The organism is Micromonospora sp. WMMD710 (assembly GCF_029626045.1).
Lineage (GTDB): Bacteria > Actinomycetota > Actinomycetes > Mycobacteriales > Micromonosporaceae > Micromonospora.
In genome coordinates, this window is record NZ_JARUBD010000001.1 from 1318043 (window position 1) to 1339922 (window position 21880).

Annotated in this window: 18 protein-coding genes and 1 pseudogene; 13 read left to right on the forward strand and 6 right to left on the reverse strand. The window is 71.9% G+C overall.

Translation table 11 applies throughout. The features are described 5' to 3' along the window. Positions 1-37 precede the first annotated feature (37 nt). The 9 genes and pseudogenes from O7620_RS05985 (at position 38) to O7620_RS06025 (ending at position 11861) form a co-directional block, all read left to right on the forward strand. Positions 38-220, forward strand: a complete 183-nt coding sequence (locus tag O7620_RS05985) for a hypothetical protein (RefSeq protein WP_046564715.1) — start codon at positions 38-40, stop codon at positions 218-220. A 193-nt stretch (positions 221-413) separates the two neighbouring features. Next, a complete protein-coding gene (locus tag O7620_RS05990; RefSeq protein ID WP_225854185.1) occupies positions 414-629 on the forward strand; it encodes a hypothetical protein in 216 nt (71 codons plus the stop codon). Between the two features lie 76 nt (positions 630-705). Next, positions 706-891 (forward strand): thiazolylpeptide-type bacteriocin, encoded by a 186-nt coding sequence (locus O7620_RS05995; protein ID WP_089021435.1) that lies wholly within the window; start codon positions 706-708, stop codon positions 889-891. 93 nt (positions 892-984) lie between these two features. After that, positions 985-2946: a TOMM precursor leader peptide-binding protein gene (locus tag O7620_RS06000; protein ID WP_278122211.1), complete on the forward strand. Its 1962-nt coding sequence runs from the start codon at positions 985-987 to the stop codon at positions 2944-2946. Between the two features lie 10 nt (positions 2947-2956). Beyond that, positions 2957-4561: a SagB family peptide dehydrogenase gene (locus O7620_RS06005; protein WP_278122212.1), complete on the forward strand. Its 1605-nt coding sequence runs from the start codon at positions 2957-2959 to the stop codon at positions 4559-4561. 37 nt (positions 4562-4598) lie between these two features. Further along, positions 4599-7367: a lantibiotic dehydratase gene (locus tag O7620_RS06010; RefSeq protein ID WP_278122213.1), complete on the forward strand. Its 2769-nt coding sequence runs from the start codon at positions 4599-4601 to the stop codon at positions 7365-7367. Continuing rightward, positions 7360-8406, forward strand: a complete 1047-nt coding sequence (locus tag O7620_RS06015) for a thiopeptide-type bacteriocin biosynthesis protein (RefSeq protein ID WP_151488655.1) — start codon at positions 7360-7362, stop codon at positions 8404-8406. The genes O7620_RS06010 and O7620_RS06015 overlap by 8 nt, the downstream gene beginning before the upstream one ends. After that, a complete protein-coding gene (locus O7620_RS06020) occupies positions 8403-9647 on the forward strand; it encodes a hypothetical protein (RefSeq protein WP_278122214.1) in 1245 nt (414 codons plus the stop codon). Before O7620_RS06015 ends, O7620_RS06020 begins: the two co-directional genes overlap by 4 nt. Before the next feature lie 147 nt (positions 9648-9794). Beyond that, positions 9795-11861: pseudogene (locus O7620_RS06025) on the forward strand (cellulose binding domain-containing protein). 41 nt (positions 11862-11902) lie between these two features. Here O7620_RS06025 and O7620_RS06030 read toward each other — a convergent pair. Together O7620_RS06030 and O7620_RS06035 are read right to left on the reverse strand one after the other, a co-directional pair. Beyond that, positions 11903-14254 (reverse strand): VWD domain-containing protein, encoded by a 2352-nt coding sequence (locus O7620_RS06030; RefSeq protein WP_278122215.1) that lies wholly within the window; start codon positions 14252-14254, stop codon positions 11903-11905. Next, positions 14251-14862, reverse strand: a complete 612-nt coding sequence (locus O7620_RS06035; protein ID WP_278122216.1) for a hypothetical protein — start codon at positions 14860-14862, stop codon at positions 14251-14253. The genes O7620_RS06030 and O7620_RS06035 overlap by 4 nt, the downstream gene beginning before the upstream one ends. A 181-nt stretch (positions 14863-15043) precedes the next feature. Between O7620_RS06035 and O7620_RS06040 the strand changes: the two genes are divergently transcribed. Next, positions 15044-15844 carry an SAM-dependent methyltransferase gene (locus O7620_RS06040; RefSeq protein WP_278122217.1) on the forward strand — a complete coding sequence of 267 codons (801 nt, stop codon included), beginning with the start codon at positions 15044-15046 and terminating at the stop codon, positions 15842-15844. Between the two features lie 17 nt (positions 15845-15861). Here O7620_RS06040 and O7620_RS06045 read toward each other — a convergent pair whose 3' ends face one another. Then, the gene (locus O7620_RS06045; RefSeq protein ID WP_278122218.1) at positions 15862-16836 is read right to left on the reverse strand and encodes a DUF559 domain-containing protein; all 975 of its coding nucleotides are present in this window, start codon (positions 16834-16836) and stop codon (positions 15862-15864) included. A 234-nt stretch (positions 16837-17070) separates the two neighbouring features. On the opposite strand from O7620_RS06045, the gene O7620_RS06050 reads away from it, so the two are divergent. After that, entirely contained in the window at positions 17071-17262 is a 192-nt protein-coding gene (locus O7620_RS06050; protein WP_151488661.1) for a DUF397 domain-containing protein, read from the forward strand. Between the two features lie 66 nt (positions 17263-17328). Here the strand turns inward: O7620_RS06050 and O7620_RS06055 are convergent, their stop codons facing one another. Then, the gene (locus O7620_RS06055) at positions 17329-18879 is read right to left on the reverse strand and encodes a M14 family zinc carboxypeptidase (protein ID WP_278122219.1); all 1551 of its coding nucleotides are present in this window, start codon (positions 18877-18879) and stop codon (positions 17329-17331) included. Between the two features lie 170 nt (positions 18880-19049). On the opposite strand from O7620_RS06055, the gene O7620_RS06060 reads away from it, so the two are divergent. Both O7620_RS06060 and O7620_RS06065 read left to right on the forward strand, forming a co-directional pair. Further along, positions 19050-19466, forward strand: coding sequence for a hypothetical protein (locus O7620_RS06060; protein WP_278122220.1), 417 nt, complete (start codon positions 19050-19052; stop codon positions 19464-19466). Beyond that, positions 19463-19624, forward strand: coding sequence for a hypothetical protein (locus tag O7620_RS06065; RefSeq protein WP_278122221.1), 162 nt, complete (start codon positions 19463-19465; stop codon positions 19622-19624). Before O7620_RS06060 ends, O7620_RS06065 begins: the two co-directional genes overlap by 4 nt. Before the next feature lie 137 nt (positions 19625-19761). Here O7620_RS06065 and O7620_RS06070 read toward each other — a convergent pair whose 3' ends face one another. Continuing rightward, a complete protein-coding gene (locus O7620_RS06070) occupies positions 19762-21087 on the reverse strand; it encodes a glycoside hydrolase family 18 protein (RefSeq protein ID WP_278122222.1) in 1326 nt (441 codons plus the stop codon). A gap of 166 nt (positions 21088-21253) precedes the next feature. After that, entirely contained in the window at positions 21254-21673 is a 420-nt protein-coding gene (locus tag O7620_RS06075) for a PPOX class F420-dependent oxidoreductase (protein WP_278122223.1), read from the reverse strand. Between the last annotated feature and the right edge of the window lie 207 nt (positions 21674-21880).

Sequence of the window (21880 nt, forward strand, 5' to 3'; positions counted from 1 at the left end):
TCCGAGCGAGGCACGCACCGTGGAAGGAGGTGGAAACATGCCGATCACCCTGAACGACGAGCTTCGCGAGCTGGAGACCGAGACCTTCGAGATCGAGGAGGTGGAGGACGGCGGCGAGGCGCTCGCCGCTACCAGCTCCAGTTGCTCCTGCTCGAGCTGCTGCAGTTGCAGCACGTCGAGCTGCTGCAGCACCAGCACCAGCACCTCCAGCTGCGGCTGACCGGGGTAACCGGGGGTTGACCCCCGAACGCTGACGCAATCCAGTCACCCGGTGGGACGTCGCATCCGAACGCACCAACCGCCGCCGGCCGACACCGGCGAGTAGCCCCTGCGTGCCTCCGCTGGCTCCATCGTGGTGGTGCGGACGCAGACCCACCCACGACTGGCGCTGACCTCGGCACAAGGAGAGGCCCGTGACCCAACCCCTGGCATCCGCCGCACTGTCCGACTCGGTCCGCGGCGAGCTGCGCGACCTGCAGACCGAGACGTTCGAGGTCGAGGACATCGCGGATCTGTCCGCCGACCACATGGACATCTGCAGCAGCAGCACCAGCACGTCGAGCTGCTCCAGCTGCAGCACGTCCAGTTGTTGTAGCTGCACCTCGTCGAGTTGCAGCAGCACCAGCTGAGCCTCGGCACCACCCGGCCGGTCCGGACGGCCGGACGGCGTCGAGGCCCGCGTACGCCCGAGGGGAGGTAGAGGGAATGCCGGATCTGACTGAGGAACTCCGCGCGTTGGAGACCGAGACGTTCGAGATCGAGGACGTCGACGCGATCGACGCGATGGTCATGGACTGGTCCAGCTCCAGCTGTTCCTGCTCCAGCTGCTGCAGTTGCAGCACGTCCAGTTGCTGCAGCAGCAGCACCAGCACCGGATGCGGCGGCGGATAGCCACCGCCGCAACCGTCCCCGCCGGCGAGCCACGCCGGCGGGGACCCCGGGTCCCGACCCCCAGACCGCAGCGACCGCAGACAGGTGAACCGCATGATCGTCGACGTCCGGACCACCTCCACCGGGTGGGACAGCAGCCTCAAGCAGCTCGGCGAGGCGTTCCACGAGCGGCTCCAGGACCGGGCTGAACAGCCTGCCCAGGACGGACCGCCCGCCGGGATCACCGTACGCATCGCCGCCCTCGGCCTCACCGACGCGTACGCCGACGCCGGTGAGGGGCTCACCAGCGACGTGGTGCCGATCTGGCTGCACGGCGCGACGGCGCTGGTCGGCCCCCGCTGGACCGGTGCCGCCGAGCCGGGGTCGCTGCCCGGCCCGTGCCCGCTGTGCGTGCAACGTCGCTGGCAGGCCATCCGGCTCCGCGAGGAGCGGCACGCCCTGGAGCACGAGTCTCCGGTAGGTGTGGTGGCGTCACTGCCGCACCTCACCCCTTTCGCCGTCGACGCGCTCTGGCAGCTGTTCCGGCGGGCCTGCCGCACCTCCGACGACCGTCCTGGTGTCGCCCGGCTGCACCAGCTGCGGATGGACACCCTGGAGACGACCCTGGTGGAGGTGCTTGCCGACTCGGAGTGCCCGGCCTGCGCCACCACCCGACCGGACACCGCCGAGGCGGCCGTTCCCACCCTGACCCGTCGACCGAAGCCCGACCCGACGTCGTACCGGCTGCGTGCGGCCGACGAGCTGGACCTGCCGGTCGGCGCGTTGGCCAACCCCGTCGTCGGTGCGCTGGGCGGCAACGCGCTGCGGGCGTACAACGCGACGGCCACCGCCCCGGTCACCGGCTACTTCCGGGTCCGCAGCCGCTACGACCTGCACGAGATGTGGTGGAGCGGGCACGCCAACAGCTACGGCGGCAGCGAGACGTACGCGCTGCTGGAGGGCCTGGAGCGGTACGCCGGCCAGTTCCCGCGGACCAGGCGTACCGAGGTGTTCGACAGCTACGCCAACCTCGCCCCGGCGGCGCTCGACCCGTCCGGCCTGGGTTACCACCCGGCGTTCTACCAGGGCCACGGGCTCTACTACGCGCCGTACTCGCCGGACGAGCCGATGCACTGGGTGTGGGGGTTCTCGGTGCGCGACGGGGAGCCCCGTCTCGTCCCCGAGCAGCTCGTCTACTACCTGGACCGCCGCACCGACCAGCGCAAGTTCGTCCAGGAGTGCTCCAACGGCTGCGCCAGCGGCAGCTGCCCGGAGGAGGCGTTGCTGCACGGCATGCTCGAACTGGTCGAGCGCGACGCGTTCCTGCTCGCCTGGTACGGCCGGGCGCGGCTGGCCGAGATCGACCCGGCGACCTGCCGGGACGAGCGGGTGCACTTCATGCTCGACCGGGTCGACCTGCTGGGTTACGACGTCCGGCTCTTCGACACCCGCGCGGACCTGCCGATCCCGGTGGTCACGGCGGTGGCCGTCAAGCGTGGCGACGGCCTCGGCCAGCTCTGCTTCGCCGCCGGGGCCAGCCTCGACCCGGACGACGCGGTCCGCGCGGCGCTGTGCGAGACCGCCTCCTACGTGCCCGGCTTCGACGAGCGGGTCGCCGCCAGCGAACCCGAGCTGCGGGAGATGATCCGCGACTACACCCGGGTCACCGAGCTGAGCCACCACGCCCTGCTCTACGGACTGCCGGAGATGGCGCGGCACGCGGCGTTCCTCTTCGAGGACCCGCCGCTGCGGTCCATGTCCGAGCTGTACGGCGACTGGCTCGCCGCCCGACCCGCACACGACGACCTGCGTGCCGACATGTCGTACGTCGCCGGTCTGATCGCCGGCCTCGGCGGCGACGTCGTCGCGGTCGACCAGACCTGCCCCGAACAGCAGGTCGCCGGGGTGCACACGATGGCCGTGGTGGCCCCCTCGCTGGTCCCGATCGACTTCGGCTGGCAGCGGCAACGGGTGCTCTTCAGCGACCGCCTCGACCGGTACGTGGACCGGGGGCGGCACGGCCCGGACGGGCTGGGCGCCACCGGCCGCAACCCCCACCCGCATCCCTTCCCGTAGGAGCAGCGCCATGCAGCAGCAGGCCATCGAGGTCGTCCGGGAGTACACCGAGGCGGTGTTCCGGCGGGCCCGCACGCCCATGGAGCCGCTCAACTTCGAGGTGGACTGGGCCGACCAGCCGTCGCGGCACAAGAGTTATCCGGACGCGCCCCGGCTGCCGCTACCGGCCACGCCGCCCGACCTGCCGACCCTGCGCGACCTGCACACCGGCGAGCACCTGCCGCCGGTCACCGGCTGGTCGCTGGCCCGACTGGCCGCCCTGCTGCGTCTGTCGTACGGGGTGCTGGACCGGCGGTTGGGGATCAACTGGAACCAGGACGCCGCCAAGCGGGCGCACTTCGAGCACGCGGTGTGGGGGCGCGGCACCGCGTCCGGCGGTGGCATGTATCCGGTGGAGCTGTATCTGGTGGCGGGGGCCGGGGGACCGCTGCTGCCCGGCGCCTACCACTACCACACCGGTTCACACATGCTGGAACGGTTGCTGATCGGCGACGTCACCGGCACCGTACGCGCCGCGCTCGGCGTGGACGCGACCTCGGGCGACAGTTACCTGCTGGCCGGCATCCGGTTCTGGAAGAACTCGTTCAAGTACAACAGCTTCTGCTACCACGTGGTCACCCAGGACCTCGGTGCGCTGCTCGGCTCGTGGGACCTGCTGGCGCCCGCGCTGGGCGTACCCCTGCGGCGGTTGCTCTGCTTCGACCCGGCGCCCCTGGAGCGGCTGCTCGACCTGGACGGCGACGCGGAGAGCGTCTTCGCGGTCGTACCCCTGGACTGGGGTGACAGCGGCGCGGGCCCCGCGGCGACGCCGGTGCCCGCGGACGTGCGGACCCGCTATCCGGCCTTTGAGCGGTCCCGGCGCGTCCGGGACTTCGCGGCGGTCACCGCCGTGCACCGGGCGGCGGCGGCACCCGCCGCGCCCGCTCCGGACACCGTCGACACCGCCGCGCCCCGGGAGCTGCCCGGTGCGCCGGTCGAGCTGCCCGCCGCGCAACTCGACCGGCTAGCCCGTCCACTGTCGACGGTTCTGGCCGGTCGGTCCAGCAGCTTCGGCCGGTTCCGTCGCCCACCCGACCTGACCGCCGCCGAACTCGGCACCACCCTCGCGTTCGCCGCCGCCGGCCGCCGCTACCTGGCGGACGTCAAACGGCCCGACGGCGGGCCCGAGCTGACCCGGCTGTGGGTGTTCGCCAACCACGTCGACGGGCTGCCGGGCGGCGGCTACGCCTACTGCGAGCGGCGACACGCCCTGCTGCCGGCCGCCCCCGAGCCCGAGGGTGGGATGGCCGCCTTCCTGCAACAGCAGTACTTCCTCACCAACTACACGATGGGTCAGGTCGGCGCGGTGCTGGCCATCTCCGGGCGTCCCGACGCGGTCCTCGACGTGTTCGGGCCGCGCGGCTACCGGCTCCTCAACGCCGAGGTCGGCACCGTCGCCCAGCGGGCCTACTGCGCGGCCACCGCGCAGGACCTCGGCTGCGGCGCCGTCCTCGGCTTCGACAACGTCGCCATGAACACCGCCCTCGGGCTGGACGGCACCGACGAACGAACGGTGCTCTTCCTGCTGCTCGGGCGACACCCGCAGGCCACCGCCGACATGGCGTGCCGGCTGTGACGCCCCGACCCGCGCCGACCCGACGAAGGAGAGACCCGTGACGGTGTCCCTGCCCGCACGACCGGCGACCCCGATCTCCTGGCGGATGCCTGGGGTGTTCATGCTGCGCACCGCCGGACTGCCGATCGAGGTCGCCGACCGGCTCGCCGTCGACCGCAGCGCCGAATGGGCCCGCCGGGTGCTCGACCTGGAGGACCGGCTGCGCGCCACCGGACGGGACCTGGCCGACGCGTTGCAGAGCGCGGTGGGCCGCAACCTGAGCGACGACGGGCTGCGGCAGCGCCTCATCCGGTTGCGCCGTGACGTGTTCAACCTCCGCGCGCCCCGCCCGGCCGACCCGGCCGCCTGGCCGGTCGATGCCGTCGGCGCGGACACCCACCGGCAGCTGACCCGCTGGCTGGAGACCTTCGCGGCGTACCGGACGGAGCTGGCCGCCGGCCCGGCGGTGCTCGACGACGAGCTGGCGAGCCGGCGCACGCTGCTGCGGGCCCTCGCCGACGACCCGGACCTGCGCGGCGGCATCCTGCTCGCCTCCCCGTCGCTGGACCGCTACCTGTCCGGCTACGCCACCGGGACCGGCCCGCTGGGCAAGCGGGCCCGTCGCATCGAGCGGTCCCTGCTGGAGTACGCCTACCGCACCGCCGCCAAGACCAGCCCGTTCAGCCGGCTGACCACGGTGAACGTCGGCACCTTCGCGAGCGGCACCGGCGAGCTGCTGCACGTCGTTCCGAGCACCGCCGACACGGTCGCGGCGACGCGCGGCAGCGCCCGGCTCAACCTCGCCGCGCTGGGCCGGCTCTCGGCCATCGTGCTCGCCGACGAGACGCTGCGCCCCGACCTGCCGGTGACCCTGACCACCGGGTGGCGCATCGCCCACGGCCGGCTGCGCTACCTGCGCCGCCGGCGGACCAGCTCGGAGGACGGCGAGGCCGCGATCACCCTGGAGTCGATCCACGAGTCGCTGTTCGTGCTCCCCACCGGCCGGGTGCTGCACGACATCCTGGCCGCCCTCGACGGCGGCCGGGTACGGCGGATGGCCGACCTGGTCACCGAGCTGACCACCGACGGACGGCCCGCCGACGAGGTCGCCCAGTACCTGCACCACCTGCTGCGCGTCGGCCTGCTCGTGGTGCCGAACCTGCAACTGGACATCCACGCCGACGACCCGGTCGAGGGCTACCGCGGCGCGCTGCGGCAGATCGACAGGGACTGGTCCCACCGCCTCGCCGAGCGGGTGGCCAGGGCCAACCGGCTGGCCACCGCGTTTCCGGAGCAGGACGTGCCGGGCCGCCGCCGCGCGCTGGACGGGATCCGCGACGAGTTGGTCGCCGCGCACGCCGACCTCGGACTCCCCGACGTTCCGGCCCCGCGCACCCTCGTCTATGAGGACGCCACCCGGCACACCGACGCCCCGGTCACCGCCGACCGCGCCCGCTGGGAGCGGGAGATCCTGCCCGGCCTGCGGGCGCTGGCCCGGATCATGCCGGTGTTCGACATCAACCTGCCTCGCCGGCTGGCCACCAAGGGCTTCTTCCGCGCCCGGTACGGCGACGGCGGGCGCTGCGACGACCTGCTCACCTTCGCCCACGAGTTCCAGCAGGACTTCTTCGAGCACTACAGCGGTCGGATGATGCGCCGCCGCGCGTTCGACGAGGACAACCGCTACGTCCGGCAGGAGAACTGGTTCCGGCAGGACGAGATCACCGCACTGGACGATGCCCGCCTGGAGGTGGCCCGGCGGATGAACGACGCGTACGACCGGCTGCCCGCCGACGCCGAGGAGCTGACCCTCGACGACGCGTTCATGGCCGACGTCGCCGCCATGGTGCCCGAGACGCTCGGCACGCTCGACCCCCGGTCGTTCTTCCTCCAGCTCGCCGACCAGGGCGGCCGGCACCGGGTGGTGGTCAACCGGGTCTACTCCGGGATGACGCTGCTCTTCTCCCGCTTCGCGCACCTCTTCGCCGAGCAGGACCTCGCCGGGGCGCTGCGCGCCGAGCTGCTGCGTCTCCAGCCGCCCGGCGCGGTGCTCGCCGAACTCAAGGGCGGGTACGACGCCACCAACCTCAACCTGCACCCGGTGGTCACCCCGTACGAGCTGGTGTGCCCGGGGGAGATCAGCCACCGACCGGCGGCCGAGCAGATCGACATGGACGACCTCAGCGTCGAGCACGATCCGGTGGGCGACCGGCTGCTGCTGCGCTCGCGGCGCCTCGACGCCGAGGTGATCCCGGTCTACCTGGGGTTCCTGCTGCCGATGGCGCTGCCGGAGGTGCAGCAGGTGCTGCTCACCTTCGCCTACCTGGGTATGGCCCAGCCCGACCTGTGGGCCGGCACGACCGTGCCGCTGCCCGGCCGGGGCATCGTCGGCTACCCGCGCATCGTGCACGGCGACGTGGTGCTGCAACGGCGGATGTGGAAGCTGCACCCCGACCACCTGCCGACCCGTACGCCCGAGCAGAGCGACGCACAGTGGTTCCTGGCGTGGCAGCGGTGGCGGCGCGACAACGGGCTGCCGAGGCGGGTCTTCGCCACCCCGGAGGGCACCCGGCTCACCCCGGCGGCCGGCGACGACGGCGCCCAGGCCGCGACCCGGCCGGACCACAAGCCGCTCTACGTGGACTTCGACAGCCACTTCTCGCTGCACCTGCTCGACACGACGGTGCGCGGCGCCGGCAGTCGACTCGTGCTGACCGAGATGCTGCCGGGCCGCGACGAGCAGATGGTGCGCGGCGACGCCGGCACGTACGTCACCGAGCTGACCGTCGAACTCAACGGTGTCCGAGACGGAGTGAACGATGACTGACTACCCTTCGCCTGTCGACCACGGCTGGCTCAGCGTGCACGTCTTCTACGCCAGCAACGCCAACCCGATGCTCGTCGAGGGCGTCCGGCCGCTGGTGGACGAGCTGCGGGCCGAAGGGCTGATCAGCAGGTACTTCTTCATCAAGTACTGGATGGAGGGGCCACACGTACGCCTGCGGGTGCTGCCCGCCCCCGGCGTCGACCCAGCGGTGGTCCGCGCCCGGGTGGACGCGGCCATCGAGGCGTTCCTGCGCCGCCGGCCCGCCCTGTACGAGGTGGACAGCGCCGGCCTCGGTGACCTGTACCGGCAGATGTTCCTCGCCGAGTACGGCCAGCAGCGGTGGGACGAGGAGTACGGCCCGGACGGCGTGATGCCCATCCGGGCCAACAACAGCCACCACCACATCCCGTACGAGCGGGAGTACGGCCGCTACGGCGGGCCCGCCGGGATCGAGCTGGCCGAGTGGCACTTCGAGCACTCCAGCGACGTGGTGCTCGACCTGCTGGCCACCACCAACGTGCACGTCCGGCCGGTGCTGCTCGGCCTCTCCGCCCAGCTCACGATGATGATGTGTGCCGTCTTCCTCGACGACGACACGCGGATCGCCGGCTTCCTCGATGAGTACCGGACGTTCTGGGAGGTCTCCTACTCGGAGCCCAGCGACGACTACCACGCCAGCTTCGACACCAGCTACCGGCGGATGGACACCGCCCTGCGCGGCCGGCTCGCCGACATCCGCGCGGCGGCCCGGGACCGGTCGGCGGCGCGCCTCGGTGGCGTCGAGGGCCGCTGGCTGGCGCACTGCGCCGCGCTGCGGGACCGGGTGGTGGCCCTCGCCGAGGGCGGCGACCTGCTGTTCCAGCGCGGCGGGGCGGACCCGACACCGGTCACCGACCTCGACGCCGCGCTGCCCATCCTGCTCAGCTCGTACGTGCACATGACCAACAACCGGCTCGGGGTGAGCATCCTGGACGAGATCTACCTGTCGTATCTGCTGCGCGCCGCGCTGCTCGACGAGGCGCCGGCCGGCACGCGATGACCACCGTCGACGCGACCTGGACCCGCCCCCGACTGCGCGACGGGGTGGCGCTCGGCCCCGGACAGTGGCGCGGCGAGAAGCTCGTGCACCACGTCCGGGACGCCGAGACCGGCTGGTTCTACCGGGTCGGCCCACGCGAGCACTTCCTGCTCTCCCGGATGGACGGCACCCGCACCCTCGACGACATCGCCGCCGAGTACGCCGCGACGTTCAAGCGTCGGCTCGGGCCGGAGAACTGGCAGCAGCTCTTCGGCATGCTGCACCGCCGGCAACTGCTCGACGGCGCCACCGATCCGGGGGAGATCGCCCGCCTGACCGCGTCCGCCGCCGAGGGCGCCGCGAAGGCCCGGCGTGGGCCGCTGTCGGCCCGCTGGCCGCTGTTCGACCCGGACGCCCTCTTCACCCGACTGCTGCCCCGGCTCGGCCCGCTGTTCAGTTGGTGGTTCGTGCTGCCCGCCCTGCTGGCCGTGCTCGTCGTGACCGGGTACGTCGTGGCGCACCTGCCGGATCTGCTGACCGGGGTGGGCGGTGGGCACCGTCCGCTCGCCGCGATCGTGGCCGCCGTGGTGATCACCTGGCTGATCGTCTTCCTGCACGAGTGCGCGCACGGCCTGACCTGCCGACACTTCGGCGGGCGGGTCAGTGAGATCGGGGTGATGTGGCGGTTCCCGCTGCTGGCCCCGTACTGCAAGGTCGACGACATCGTGCTGTTCACCCCCCGGCGGCGGGTCGCCACCGCGTTCGCCGGCGTGTTCGTCAGCATGCTGGCGCTGGTGCCGTTCGCCGCCATCCGCGCCTGGGCCGGGCCCGGCGCGCTGCGGGACCTGGCCGGCACCATGCTGCTGTTCGGCACCGCGACCGCCGCGCTCAACCTCGTGCCGTTCCTGCGGCTGGACGGCTACCACATGCTCAGCCACGCCCTCAACCTCGCCGACCTGCGCGCCGACACGTACCGATTCTGGGGGCGGCTGCTGCGCGGCGGTCGGCGCGCGACCGCCGGCTACCGGCGCCGCGAACGGCTGATCTACACGGGGTACGGGGTGGCGTCGGCTGTCTTCGCGGTGACCGTGCTGATCCTGCTCGTCCGTTTCTGGTACGACTCGCTGGCCCGCTGGATCGGGCCCGGCTGGGCGGTCACCGTGCTGGTGGTCGAGGCCGTCGTGCTGCTGGCGCTGGCTGGGTACGTCGCGCGCCGCCGTCGCCGCGCCCCGACCGCCGACGGCGGGAGCGTCCCCGCTTGAGCTGGTCGGACCGCGCATGACATTCTTGACCGTCGATAATTTCCGCGCGCGGAGCTGACACCCGTCCACAGGGCAGCCGGGGTCCGATCAGGGCCTCCGGACGGACGGGCGACTCACTGTTCGTTCTCCGTGAAGGAACCCCAGCCCATGCGTAACCCGAAAAGCCGCGCGGCGCTCCTGGTGAGCCTGCTGCTCGCCGCGACTGCCCTGTCCGGCGTCAATCCTCCGACCGCCAGCGCGGCGCCCGATCCGGCCACCGTCGCTGTCACCGTCAACGCCCGCGCAGGGCTGGCGACAGTCGCCGACACCGCGCTGGGCGTCAACCACGCCATCTGGGACTCGAACCTGGGCACCGCCGAGACGTCGGACCTGCTGCGCGACGCCGGCGTGCAGATGATGCGCTACCCGGGCGGTTCGTACGCCGACATCTACCACTGGAAGGACCACACCGCGCCCGGCGGCTACGTGGCACCGAACACCGACTTCGACACCTTCATGGCGGCGGTCCGGCGCGTCGGCGCACAGCCGATGATCATCGCGAACTACGGCACCGGCACGCCCGCCGAGGCGGCCGACTGGGTGCGGTACGCCAACGTGACAAAGGGGTACGGGGCGAAGTACTGGACGGTCGGCAACGAGAACTACGGCAACGGCCTCTACGGGTCGGCGTGGGAGGCGGACGACCACCCGGACAAGAGCGCCAGCCAGTACGCGCGGCTGGTCGTCGAGTACGCCGACGCGATGAAGGCCGTCGACCCGAGTGTCAAGGTCGGCGCGGTGCTGACGATGCCGGGCAACTGGCCGGACGGGATCACCGCCGGCGGCGACCCGGGCCCGTGGAACCGGACGGTGCTCTCCATCACCGGCCCGAAGATCGACTTCGTGGACGTGCACTGGTATCCGGGTGGGACCGCCGCGGAGTCGTTGACCCGCACCAACCAGATCCCGGACGCGAGCTACCTGCTCCGGCAGCAGATCACCCGCTTCGCCGGGGCGAACGCCGACCGCATCGGCATCAGCTTCACCGAGCTGAACGTCGACGCCGGGCGGACCACGCAGCCGGCGGCGCTGTTCCTGGCCGACGCGTACAGCACGCTGCTGGAGAACGGCGCCTTCACCGTCCACTGGTGGAACGTGCACAACGGCATCGGCACGGTGAGCGAGGTGGCGGGCCAGACCGACTACGGTGACTTCGGCATGCTCTCCAGCGGTGCCTGCACCTCCGACGGCTCGGTGTGTGAGCCGCCGCTGAACACGCCGTTCGCGCCCTACCACGGGCTGACCATGATGAAGCTCTTCGCGAAGGCCGGGGACCAGTTCGTCCGTGCCGGCACCGACGAGCCGTTGGTCACCGCGCACGCCGTCCGGCGCGCCAACGGCGACCTGGCGGTGCTGCTGGTCAACAAGGACCCGGACAACGCGCACCCGGTCGCCATCGACTAGGCCGGGTTCACCCCGTCGACCGCCGCGCCGACGGTCTCCACCCTCACCAACGGCGCCACCGGCATCGACACCAGCCAGTCCGGCTTCGCGACCAGCCGGACGCTGCCGCCGTACTCGTTGACGACGCTCGTGCTGCGACCGGCCGGCGCGACGGCCGGGCGGCCCTCGGCGCCGGGCCAACCCACCGTCAGTGGCGTCACCGACCGCTCCGCGACGATCACCTGGCCGGCGTCCACCCCGGGTGCCAGCCCGATCGCCAAGTACGAGGTCCACCGGCAGAACGGCGCGGTCAGCGAGCAGGTGGGCGAGACGGCCGCCACCTCGTTCACGGTCGGCAACCTGGTGCCGGGCAGCAGGTACACCGTCAACGTGCTGGCCCGCGACACCGCCGGTCGGGTGTCCTGGTCGTCGCCGCCGCTCACGTTCGCCACCGGCGGCCCGGCCACCAGCACGTGCACCGTCCGCTTCACCGCCGACAACGACTGGGGCAACGGCTACATCGGCGGAGTGGAGATCACCAACAACGGTACGATGCCGATCAACGGGTGGACGCTCACCTGGACCTGGCCGACCGGCTGGCAGCAGGTGAGCAGCGGGTGGAGCGCCACCTGGGAGCAGGTCGGCACCGCCGTGCGGGTCACCCCGACCGACGACAACCGGCAGATCGCCGCCGGCGCCAGCGTGAGCGCCGGTTTCGTCGGCGCGTACAGCGGACCGAACGTGCTGCCCACCGCGTTCCGTCTCAACGGCACCGTCTGCGCGATGGGCTGACGCTGTGGACCGGCCGGCCCGTCGGGCCGGCCGGACCACGGTCAGCCGACCTGGCGGACGGTGAGCGTCGCCGTGCCGGTCTCGTCGGCCCCCGGGTCCAGCAGCAGCGTGTACGTGCCGCGCTTGGGCAACGGGTCCGTCTCGAACCGTCCACTCCCGCCGATGACGCAGCCGCTGGCCACCGTGTCGCCGTCCGGCCCGTTGAGCAGCAGGATCCCGCACCGGTCGGGCAGGCTCGCCGCGGTCACCTCGACGGCGACGCGGCGACCCGCGTCGGCGGGGAACCGCAGCCGGCTCACGGCGCCGGGTCGGCTGACGGTGAGCGTCACGGCACGGCCGTCGGCGACGGTGTCGGCCTGCTCGTCGTGGGCGTCGCGCAGCCGCACGTCCGCTGAGCCGGTGTCGGTGGAGGTCCCGTCGACCTCCAGGACGTACCCGCCGGTGACCGGTAGGACGACGCCGTCGACGTACCCCGTGCCGCCGATGACACAGCCGCTGGCCACCTGTTCGCCGGCCGGGTCGCGCAGCAGGAGCAGCCCGCAGCGGTCGGGCAGGGTGGCGCCGGTGACCTGGAGGAACACCTTCTGGCCGGCGCGACCGTCGAACGCCAGGCGGCTCACCGCCCCCGGTTGGGCGAGCGTCGCCCGCACCGCCGGCCCGTCGAGGGTGAGCGTCTTGTCCTCGTCGGTCACGGTGACGACCCGCACCGTCGCCCGGCCGAGGTCGGCGTCCCACGGGTCGAGCACCACCTGGTGGTCGCCGGTGACGGCGAGGGTGGTGGTGTCGATGAAGCCGACACCCGAGATCACGCAGCCGGTCGCCAGTTGGCGGCCCTGCGGGTCGAGCAGCAGCAGGATGCCGCACCGGTCCGGTGTGGTGGCCGCCGGCACCTCGACGAAGATCTTCTGACCGGCCCGGCCGGGCACCTTCAGGGCGGCGGTGGCACCGGGCCGCGTCACCTCCAGGCTGACGTCACCGGCACCGGGTGTGGCGCGCTGGGCCCGTGCGGCGTCGGTCGCGAACGCCACCTGCCCGGTGAGGCCGACGTCGAGCACACACTCGGCGAGGGCACGCGGATCGGTCACGCCGGCCCGCCGGCAGACGAGTTCCGCGGTGGCCCGGTTGGGCAGGTCGTCGACGGCGAGCTGCCGCTCGGGGAAGCGCCGGTCGGTGAACGTGGCGGTGGACTGGCCCGGCTCGTAGTCGAACAACGACCGCTGCGCCTCGACCCGCCAGCTGTCGGCGAAGCCCGGATACAACGCCTCGAACGTGGGCGGCGACGCCACCCTCGCCCCGTTGCGGACGCTCAGGTCGTCACCCGGATCACCGTCGTGGTCGCCGAGCAGACCCTCAAGCGTCCCGGCGCGTGCGGGCGGTGCGCCGACGCTCACGCTCAACCCCCACACACCGATCGGGTGCGCGGTCAGCTGCGTGCCGTCCGGCCAGTCCACCGTGATCGTGCCGTCGTACCAGCTCGTGACGGTGCCGCCGCGCGGCAGCTTCACCCCGTCAGGCGCGGACACGGGCGAGCCGCCGTTCACCCGGACCGCCGGGCCGTCGGGTGTCGCGTACACGCCGACCCGGTCGCCGGCCACCCGGGCCGCGACCGCCGAGTTCACCGCCACCACCGAGCTGGCCGGGAACATCGTCTGGCGTACCTGGACCTCGAAGTCGTCAGTCGTCGAGCGGCTGAGCACGAACTCGCCGGCGGCCTGGAAGTCGTAGCGCTGGCCGTCGTAGGTGAGCAGGTGCGGGTCGCCGTTGCTGTTGGCGCAGCGGTAACCCTTGCCGATCACCGAGATCGAGCAACCCCCACCGCCGGGCGGTCGGGGCCTGGGCTGGTCGCAGTCCTTGCCGTTGGCCGGCAGTTTCATACCACCGTACGACGGGCGCGTCGGCACGCCGACCGCCTTGCGGTACGCGTTCTCCGCCAACACCGCGTGCACCTCGGCGGGGTCCACTGTGCTCGCCTGTTGGCCGCCCTGGGTGCAGAACTGGCCCCGGTCGGTGTCGTTCACCTCGTCGAGGGCATGGTTCATCTCGTGGATCAGGGTGGCGCACTGGTCCTCGGTGAAGCCTGCGCCCTCGTCGTCCAGCTTCCGCCCGTCGTTCTCCGGCACCCAGTTGATCTGCACGTCGCTGCCCGGGACGTACGTCGTGGTGCTGCTCTCCGAGCCGAAGATGGGCCTACGGACCTTGATCTTTTTGCCGGAGCGTTCCAACTCGTCGAGCACGGCCCCGTTGCCGGAGCCGCGGATCTGTCCGACGCAGCCCGCGTACTCCGTCTGCAGGTCGGATTCGACGGTGACCACGGCGGCCGCGGCCGATGGTGCGAGCAGCACCAGCACGCCCGCGAGGATCAACCCGGCCCGGATCGCGCGCACGCCGCTCACCCGCCCCGCACCTCGAACGCGACGGTGCCCTGCTCGGCCGTCGCGGCGCAGGCGTCCGCCGGCACTCCCCGCAGCGGTGCCCGCAGGTAGCCCACCACCAGCCGGTACGCCCCCGGCTGGTCGACCGGCCACCACGTGACGGTGGCCCCGCCGCGACCGTCCGGAGCGGACGTCGTCAACGCCGCGCCCACCGGGCTCTGCGGGTCGCTGCCGATGGTCAGCTCCACCGACCCGCGCGGTGGCACCCGGACCAGGTTGCCGATCAGGTACGCGGTGAAGTCCCGGTAGTAGGCGGCACCGCCGATGGCGGGCGCGACAGGCGTGCCGTCGCGGGTCAGCGACAGCACGGTCACCGCCCCGTCCGGCACCCGGCTGAGCTGACACTCGGCGTCCCGGTTGTTGGTCAGCTTCATCCGGAGGCTGATCTGCTCACCCAACCGGTAGGACGGCTGGGACACCGCGACGGTGGGGCCGACCGTGGCGGCGGCGCCCGCCGGTGCAGGCGCGGAACGCGACCGGCGGCACCCGACGGTGGTGGACATCAGCAGCAGGGCGAGGCAACCGGCGAGCGCCGTGCGACCCACCGGCCCTGCCCGGGGTACGCCCATGGGCCGCGCGCCTCCTCCGACCGACGCCCGTCGTCGGCGATCGCCGCCAGCCTGCGCCGCGCGGTGCCGTGACCGCTGTCGTGATCCGGCCCGGTGGTTGTCCGCAAGCCGACCGGAGGGGCAGCCGGTCGGCCACCGTGGACGTTAGGCTGCGGGATCGACGGGGGAGAGGTGGTCGGTCGTGACACAGTCGGAGCCCGAGGTCGGCCTGGAACCGGACCGGCCGAACGCGGCCAGGATGTTCGACTACTACCTCGGCGGCAAGGACAACTTCGCCGCCGACCGGGCCGCCGCCGAGATGGTGTTGCAGGTCGCGCCGTGGATGCCCGAGGCCGCCCGGCAGGGCCGCGAGCTGATCGCCCGCACGGTTCGCCACCTCGTCGAGGAGAAGGGCATCCGGCAGATCCTGGACCTCGGCTCCGGGCTGCCCACCCGGGACAACGTGCACGAGATCGCTCACCGCATCGACCCGGAGGTGCGTGTCGTCTACGTCGACAACGACCCGGTGGTCTGCTCGCACGGCCGCGCTCTGCTCGCCGACTCGAAGGCGGTGTCGGTGCTACAGGCCGACCTGCGACACCCCGAGCAGGTCCTCGCCCACCCGGAGATCGGCGGCGCGATCGACTTCGGCAGCCCGGTCGCGGTGCTGATGATGTTCGTGCTGCACCTGGTGCCCGACGAGCAGGGTCCGCAGCGGATCGTGGCGAGCTACCGCGACGCCCTCGCACCCGGCAGCTACCTGGCGCTGTCGCACGCCGGCACGGATGCGCACCCCGAGCTGATGGCCCGCATCTCCGCGATCTACCAGCGTGCCAACAGCCCGTTCGTGCCGCGCAGCCACGCGGACATCGCGAGGTTCTTCGGCGACTTCGTCCTGGAGCCACCCGGGCTGGTCAACATGTGGCCGTACGCCGAGCCGCCGGCAACCGACGATCCGGAGGTCGCCGGCACCGGTTACAGCGGCGTCGGCCGTAAACCATGAGCGGCGGCGCTGGACGGTCACTTCTGCCCAGGGCGGCGCAGGGGCGGGGTTGCCGTCCAGCCTGCGGCGACGAGGGCACGGCGGACGGTCTCGGCGACCTCGTCGGGGCGGGCACGGACCAGCCACGCGGGAAAGCGCAGGATCCGGTCCCCGCTGGTCCAGATGTCGTTCTGCCGGCGCATGTCCGCCGCCCACTGCCGGGCGTCCATGTGGTGCGCGCCGTCGACCTCCACCTGCACCCGCCACTCCCGCCAGTACGCGTCCAGCCACCGGTTTCGGCCCGCCGCATCGACCCGGTGTCTCTGCAGGTCGGGCGCGGGCAGCCGGTGCCGGCGGCAGAGCCGCAGGAAGTCGATCTCGGAGAGCGCCTGCGCGCCGCCGGCGATGTCGGTGACGGCCTGCTGGATCAGTTGCCGGCGGGGTGCGCGGCGTAGGACGGCGAGCACAGCGTCCAGTTCCTCGGGCAGCACCCGCCTCTGCTGGCAGCCGGCGGCTAGCAGCGCCTGCGCCTCGTCCACACCGGCCGCCCAGCCCGCCGCGTCGACCAGTGCCCGCGCCGTCGTCGTTCGCGGTGGACGGGCGAGTTGGAGATGGGCCTCGGGCAGCACCGACGTGCGGTGAACGAGGACGCCAGGCATGTCGATCGGCAGTCGACGCAGGGTGGTCCGTGCGGCGCGACGGGTGGCTGGGACCAGCACGTGCAGCGGTTCGCGTCGTAGTCCGCGTACCCCGGCTTCGGCCGCGGCGGTGACACCGGCGAGCACCGCGGCCGGCCCGGCGGCGAGCACCGCGACCCAGAGTTGCTGGTCGCGGGTGAGGCGACCGTTGCCGGTCAGCAGAACGCCTCGGCAGATCGACCGCCATCGGCCGGAGCTGATCCGGCCACGAACCGTGCCCTCACTCAGCAGCCCGGAGAGCTGCGCGGTGGTCAGCACGCCCGCCTGCTCGAAGGCGAGCCATTCGAGTGCGTCGGCATCGTCGGGGGGCACCATTCCCGGGAGTCTCGCCGCCGTCCGAGCCTCTCGCCACCAGATCTTGGACACTTTCCGTTCCGCGCTAACGGAAACTGTCCAAGATCTACCCCCGCGGCCCAGCTACCGCGCGGACGCCCAGCCGGTGAAGCGTTCGGTCAGGTCGGGCACCCTCATGTCGAGGTGGGAGATGGTCCGCAGTGAGGCGCTGCCCCGCCGCCAGTCACTCGTTCTGATGAGGGAAGTAGAGACATCATGGACCTGATCGACGCTGTGTGGCGGAGATCCACCCGCAGTGGCTCCGGCGGCGGCAACTGCGTCGAGGTTGCGGACAATCTGCCGGGCATCGTGGGCGTGCGGGACTCCAAGGATCCTGAAGGGCCGGCGCTGGTGTTCGGGCCGGCGTCGTGGCGGGCGTTCGTCGCCGAGGTCGCCCGGCGGCCGTAACCACCTCCAACACGCGGAAGCGCCCGCCCCCGATCGGGGACGGGCGCTTCGCTGTGCGGGGCTCTGTCAGGCGACCACCGACCGCAGTGGCACTCGCGCGTCGCGCAGCGCGCGTACCAGATCCTTCGCGAACGGGTGTTCGTCGGCCTGGAGTCCCTGCGGGTTCGGGATCACGACGTACACCGAATCGTCCTTCGCGGACGTTCGGGTGTCGGCGGTGAAGCGCTCGACGATGGCCCGGGTGCGCGGCAGGTCCGTCGCCGCGACCTCGATGGTGATCGGCCGCCACCCGCCGCCCAGGTCCGGAGCAACAGGCGCGGCGGCGGCGCTGGCGCGCGCCGCGTCGAGGCCCGGCGTCCGTCGGGCGTCAGCCGCGCCGGCCGGGTACAGCAGCGCGTTGGCCACCAGGTGCAGACCATTCTCGTTGTACGCCCGGAAGAGCGGATTGAACGCGAACAGCACCGCCCTGCCGGCGCCGGTCGGCTCGTCCACGACGGCGGCCGTCCCCTTGAGCGCGTCCGCGCCCACTGTGTAGCCGTTGGCCCAGAACGTGTGGGTGTGGAACTGCTGCTGCACCCGGTCGGCCACCGCCGACGCGCTGCCCTTCTCGTACGTCATGCCGGCCGCGCCGAAGCCGGTGGTCGGCACGGTGTCGCCGTAACCCATGAAGAACATGTCGTACGTGTCGTAGTTGAAGTAGCACTCGGTGGTGACGGTGTCGTCGCAGGCGCCGTTGTAGCCGAAGCCCGCCTTGTTGGCCTCGCCGATCCGGTTGATCCAGTCCACCGCCTCGCCGGCGATCTCGTGGTGGATCGGGTCGGCGTTGGGCGGGAAGAAGTACTGCCGGCCGCCCATCTCGTGCGCGTCGATGAACACCTGCGGCGGGTAGCGGCGCAGCAGTTCGAGCTTGCCGTCGGTCTCCTGCTGGGTGCGCGCGAACCAGTCCCGGTTCATGTCGAACCCGAACTCGTTCTGCCGCCGGGTCGCGTCGCGGCCGTCCGGATTCTGGGTGGGAACGATGATGGTGACCAGGTTGTCGTTGCGCTGCTCGACCGCGCAGGACAGGCCGGCCGCCAACTCGTACAGCGTCTTGAGTGCCGCGTCGGTGCCGCTCTTCTCGCCGCCGTGCACGTTCGCGGCGACCCAGACGATGGCCGGGCTGTCCTTCGCCGTCCGGGCGGCGGTCCGCGCGCTGGTCCGGCGGGGATCACGCAGGTCCCGTACGTCGTCGGCGATCCGGCGCAGGGCCGCCGGCCGGACGTTGCGCTCGTTGGACACCACCGCGTACGGCAGCGGCTGGCCGAGCACGCTTGTGGCCATCACTCCGGTGACGACCCGGTCGGAGGCGTGGTCGACGGCCCCGAGGTACGTCCGGACCTCCTCGTTGGTGACGACCCGCTCCTGACCCGCCCCGAGCGGAAAGCCGAACACGGCCTCCGGGCTGGGCACGGTGTCCAACCGGGCGGTCGGGTCGGTGCGGCACGGGGAGGGCCGGGCGGCGCTCGCGGCCGAGGTGCCGCTGAGCAGGGGGGTCATGCCGAGCAGGAGCGCGATCGTGGCGGCTCCCGCCAGCCGCCTCGGGGGAATCTTCCAGAACGGACGCGACGATGGGGCCATGTCTCGGGTTCCCTTCTTGGGGGAAAGCCTCGCAGTGGCCGGAGCCTATGAATCGGCTGATGTGGCGGTCAAGGTCTGATCGACTTCGGTGACTCTCCGGGGCTGCCCGAAGGTGATGCCGCCTGGCAGGATGACAAAGGGGGGTTGGCCTTCGCCGGAAGGAGAAGACGGTGCCCGCGTCTCAGGAGACCATCACGCTCTCGGTCTATCCGGATCTTCCCTCTGCCGATGCTCGACGTTCCCTCGCGTCGTGGCTTCGCGCCGAGGATGTGCTCCGCGGGCAGGTGACCGCCGCGCCCGCTCCCGGCTCGACGACGACGCCCGACGAGATGTCGGCGGGTGCAACGGACGTGTTGTTGGTGGCCGTCGGCAGTGGCGGCGCTGTGATGGTGCTTGTGCAGGCGATCGCCGGCTGGCTGACCCACCGCCGCGAGGACGTGACGGTGAAGCTGACCCTTCCCGGCGGATCGTCCGCCGAGCTGGACGTCCGCCGTGCCCGCGACATGGACCAGGTCACCGCGCTCATCGAGGCTGCCGTACGCACTCTGGCCGATCACGAACCGTCTGTCGAGACGAACGACCGGTGAGCCGCCCCGACCCGAGCAGGTCGACCGCGCTGCTGATCGGCACCGCCACGCCCAGCCAACAGGCGCTGGAGGATCTGCCGGCCGTGCGGGCCAACGTCACCGAACTGGCCCGACTTCGCGGGCGGCACCCTGCACGGGGTCACCCCATCCGATCCTGACGAGGACCGGCTGCCCACGCGGTCGGATGGCAGCCCGGCCTGGCGGTACAGCGAGCGGTGGTACACCTACTGACCTGACACCGGCCCGCCGCCGACCGGGGAATCGGCCGGCGACGGGCCGGGCGAGCGGGGTACGGCTACCAGGTGGTCAGGCCGAGGCCGATCGTCTTGGTCAGCGTGGCATTGTCGTCGTCGCCGTCGAGCGACCAGATCATCGCGCCACCCAGGCCGGTACGCCGGATGTAGAGCATCTTCTGCAGCACGACCGCCGGATCGTCGTACGTCCAGAGCGTCGTACCGTCGAACAGCCAGGCGTGCCCGGCGCGCAGGTCGCGGTGCACGGTGTAACCGTTGCCGGCCAGGGTCTTGAGCAACTTGTAGTCCTCGTACCCGGCCTCGAACGTCGCCGGCGCGGGGCTCGCGGCCGGCTGGAAGAGGCCGTTGCCGCCGCCGGTGATGCCGGTCCAGCCGCGACCGTAGTAGGGGATGCCCAGGACGAGCTTGGCACGCGGCGCCCCGCGGGTGATCCAGCCGTCGACGGCCACCTCGACGGAGAAGTCCGGGTTGTCCGGCGAACCCGCCGGCACGCGCAGCGCCGACTGCTGGTTGGCCACGGCTTCCCACCCGCCGTGGAAGTCGTACCCCTGGACCGTCGCGAAGTCCAGGTACGTGAAGATCTTGCGGCCCTCGTAGCCGGCGTCCATGGTGGCCGGGTTGGCGGGCAGGAAGGCGGTCAGCGGGTGGTGCGTGCGGGTCGTACGCCCGTACGCGTCCAGTTGCCGGCGGAACTCGGCGAGCAGCTTGGTGATGTTCTCCCGGTCCTGCGGGCGGATGACGTTGCCCAGCTCACCGTCCCAGTTCGGCCACTCCCAGTCGAGGTCGATGCCATCGAAGACGCCGGCGGCGGCGCCGGGGGAGCCCGGGCGGTTGCCCTTCAGGTACAGGTCGATGCAGGACGCGACGAACGTCTTGCGGGAGGCGTCGGTGAGGGCGGCGTTGGAGAAGTACGTCGACCAGCTCCACCCGCCCAGCGAGATCAGCACCTTCAGGTCGGGGTGCTTGGCCTTCAACTTGGCGAGCTGGCCGAAGTTACCGTTGAGCGCCTGGCCGGGGGCGTCGGCGACGCCGTCGACGCTCTCCTCGGCCGGGACCGGCCGCTGGTAGTCAGCCCAGGCGTCACCCTCGCCCGGGCCGCCGTCCACATAGCAGCGTCCGTCCTCGCTGACGTTGCCGAACGCGTAGTTGAGGTGGGTGAGGCGGCTCGCCGCGCCGGAGGTGTCGAGCTTCTTGACCGGGAAGGCCCGGCCGTAGATGCCCCACTGGGTGAAGTACCCGACCCGGTGGTAGCCGTCGCGGCGCTTCGCGTTGTCGCCCGCGCTCGCGGCGGTGGGTGGCGCGGCGGTGACCAGCAGGGCCGCCAGGGTGACGACGGCGGTGAGACGGCGGTGACGGAGTTGTCGCATCGGCACACTCCCACGAGGACGGCAATCAATCAGTAAAGACACTTATCTGATTGATGAAGCTAAGCCGAGCACACCGTGCGGTCAAGAGCCGCCCAGCCGAGGCGGCATGGGCTGCCCTGACGCCCTGACGGTGGCCCCGCCAGGGCGTCAGCGTGGTTGGCAGCGGTCAGCCGACCTGGTTGTTGTCCTTCTGCGCGCCCCAGCCGTGCCAGCGGTCGATCTCGATCAGGGCACTGACGCGGGCGCGTTCCCGCCGTGGGTACGCGTTGCCCGTGTAGTGCTTCGACAACCGGTCGATGTCCGCGAGACCCTCGTCGGGGCGCAGCTGCGCGACGTGCCCGATGATGCTGACGTGGGTGTACCAGCCGGCCTCGTCGAGCACCGTGAGGGACACCCGGGGGTCGTTGCGGACGTGTTCCAGCCGGCGGCGGCTCTCGTCCATGTTGACCAGGATCCGGCCGTCCTCCCACAGGTACCAGGTTGCGGCGGATACCGGCTGGCCACCGTTGCGCAGGGTGGTGATGACGGCGGGGTTCGGCTTCTGGAGCATGGCGACCGCGGCCTCGGGAAGCGGTGGCTTGGACATGAAGTCTCCTCGTCGCGACAACGTTTACCCCTGCACGTTACGCACCCGCCGGTCCCGATCACGGTCGGACACGAATGTCGGCGCCGTGGTGTCCGGTCGTAGCCGTGCCGACCACGGTGGGACGCGCCGCGGCGGAGCGTGACGGCGGTCAGAGCAGTTCCCGTTCACGAGCACGCAACGCGGCCTGGGTCCGGTCGCGTGCACCGG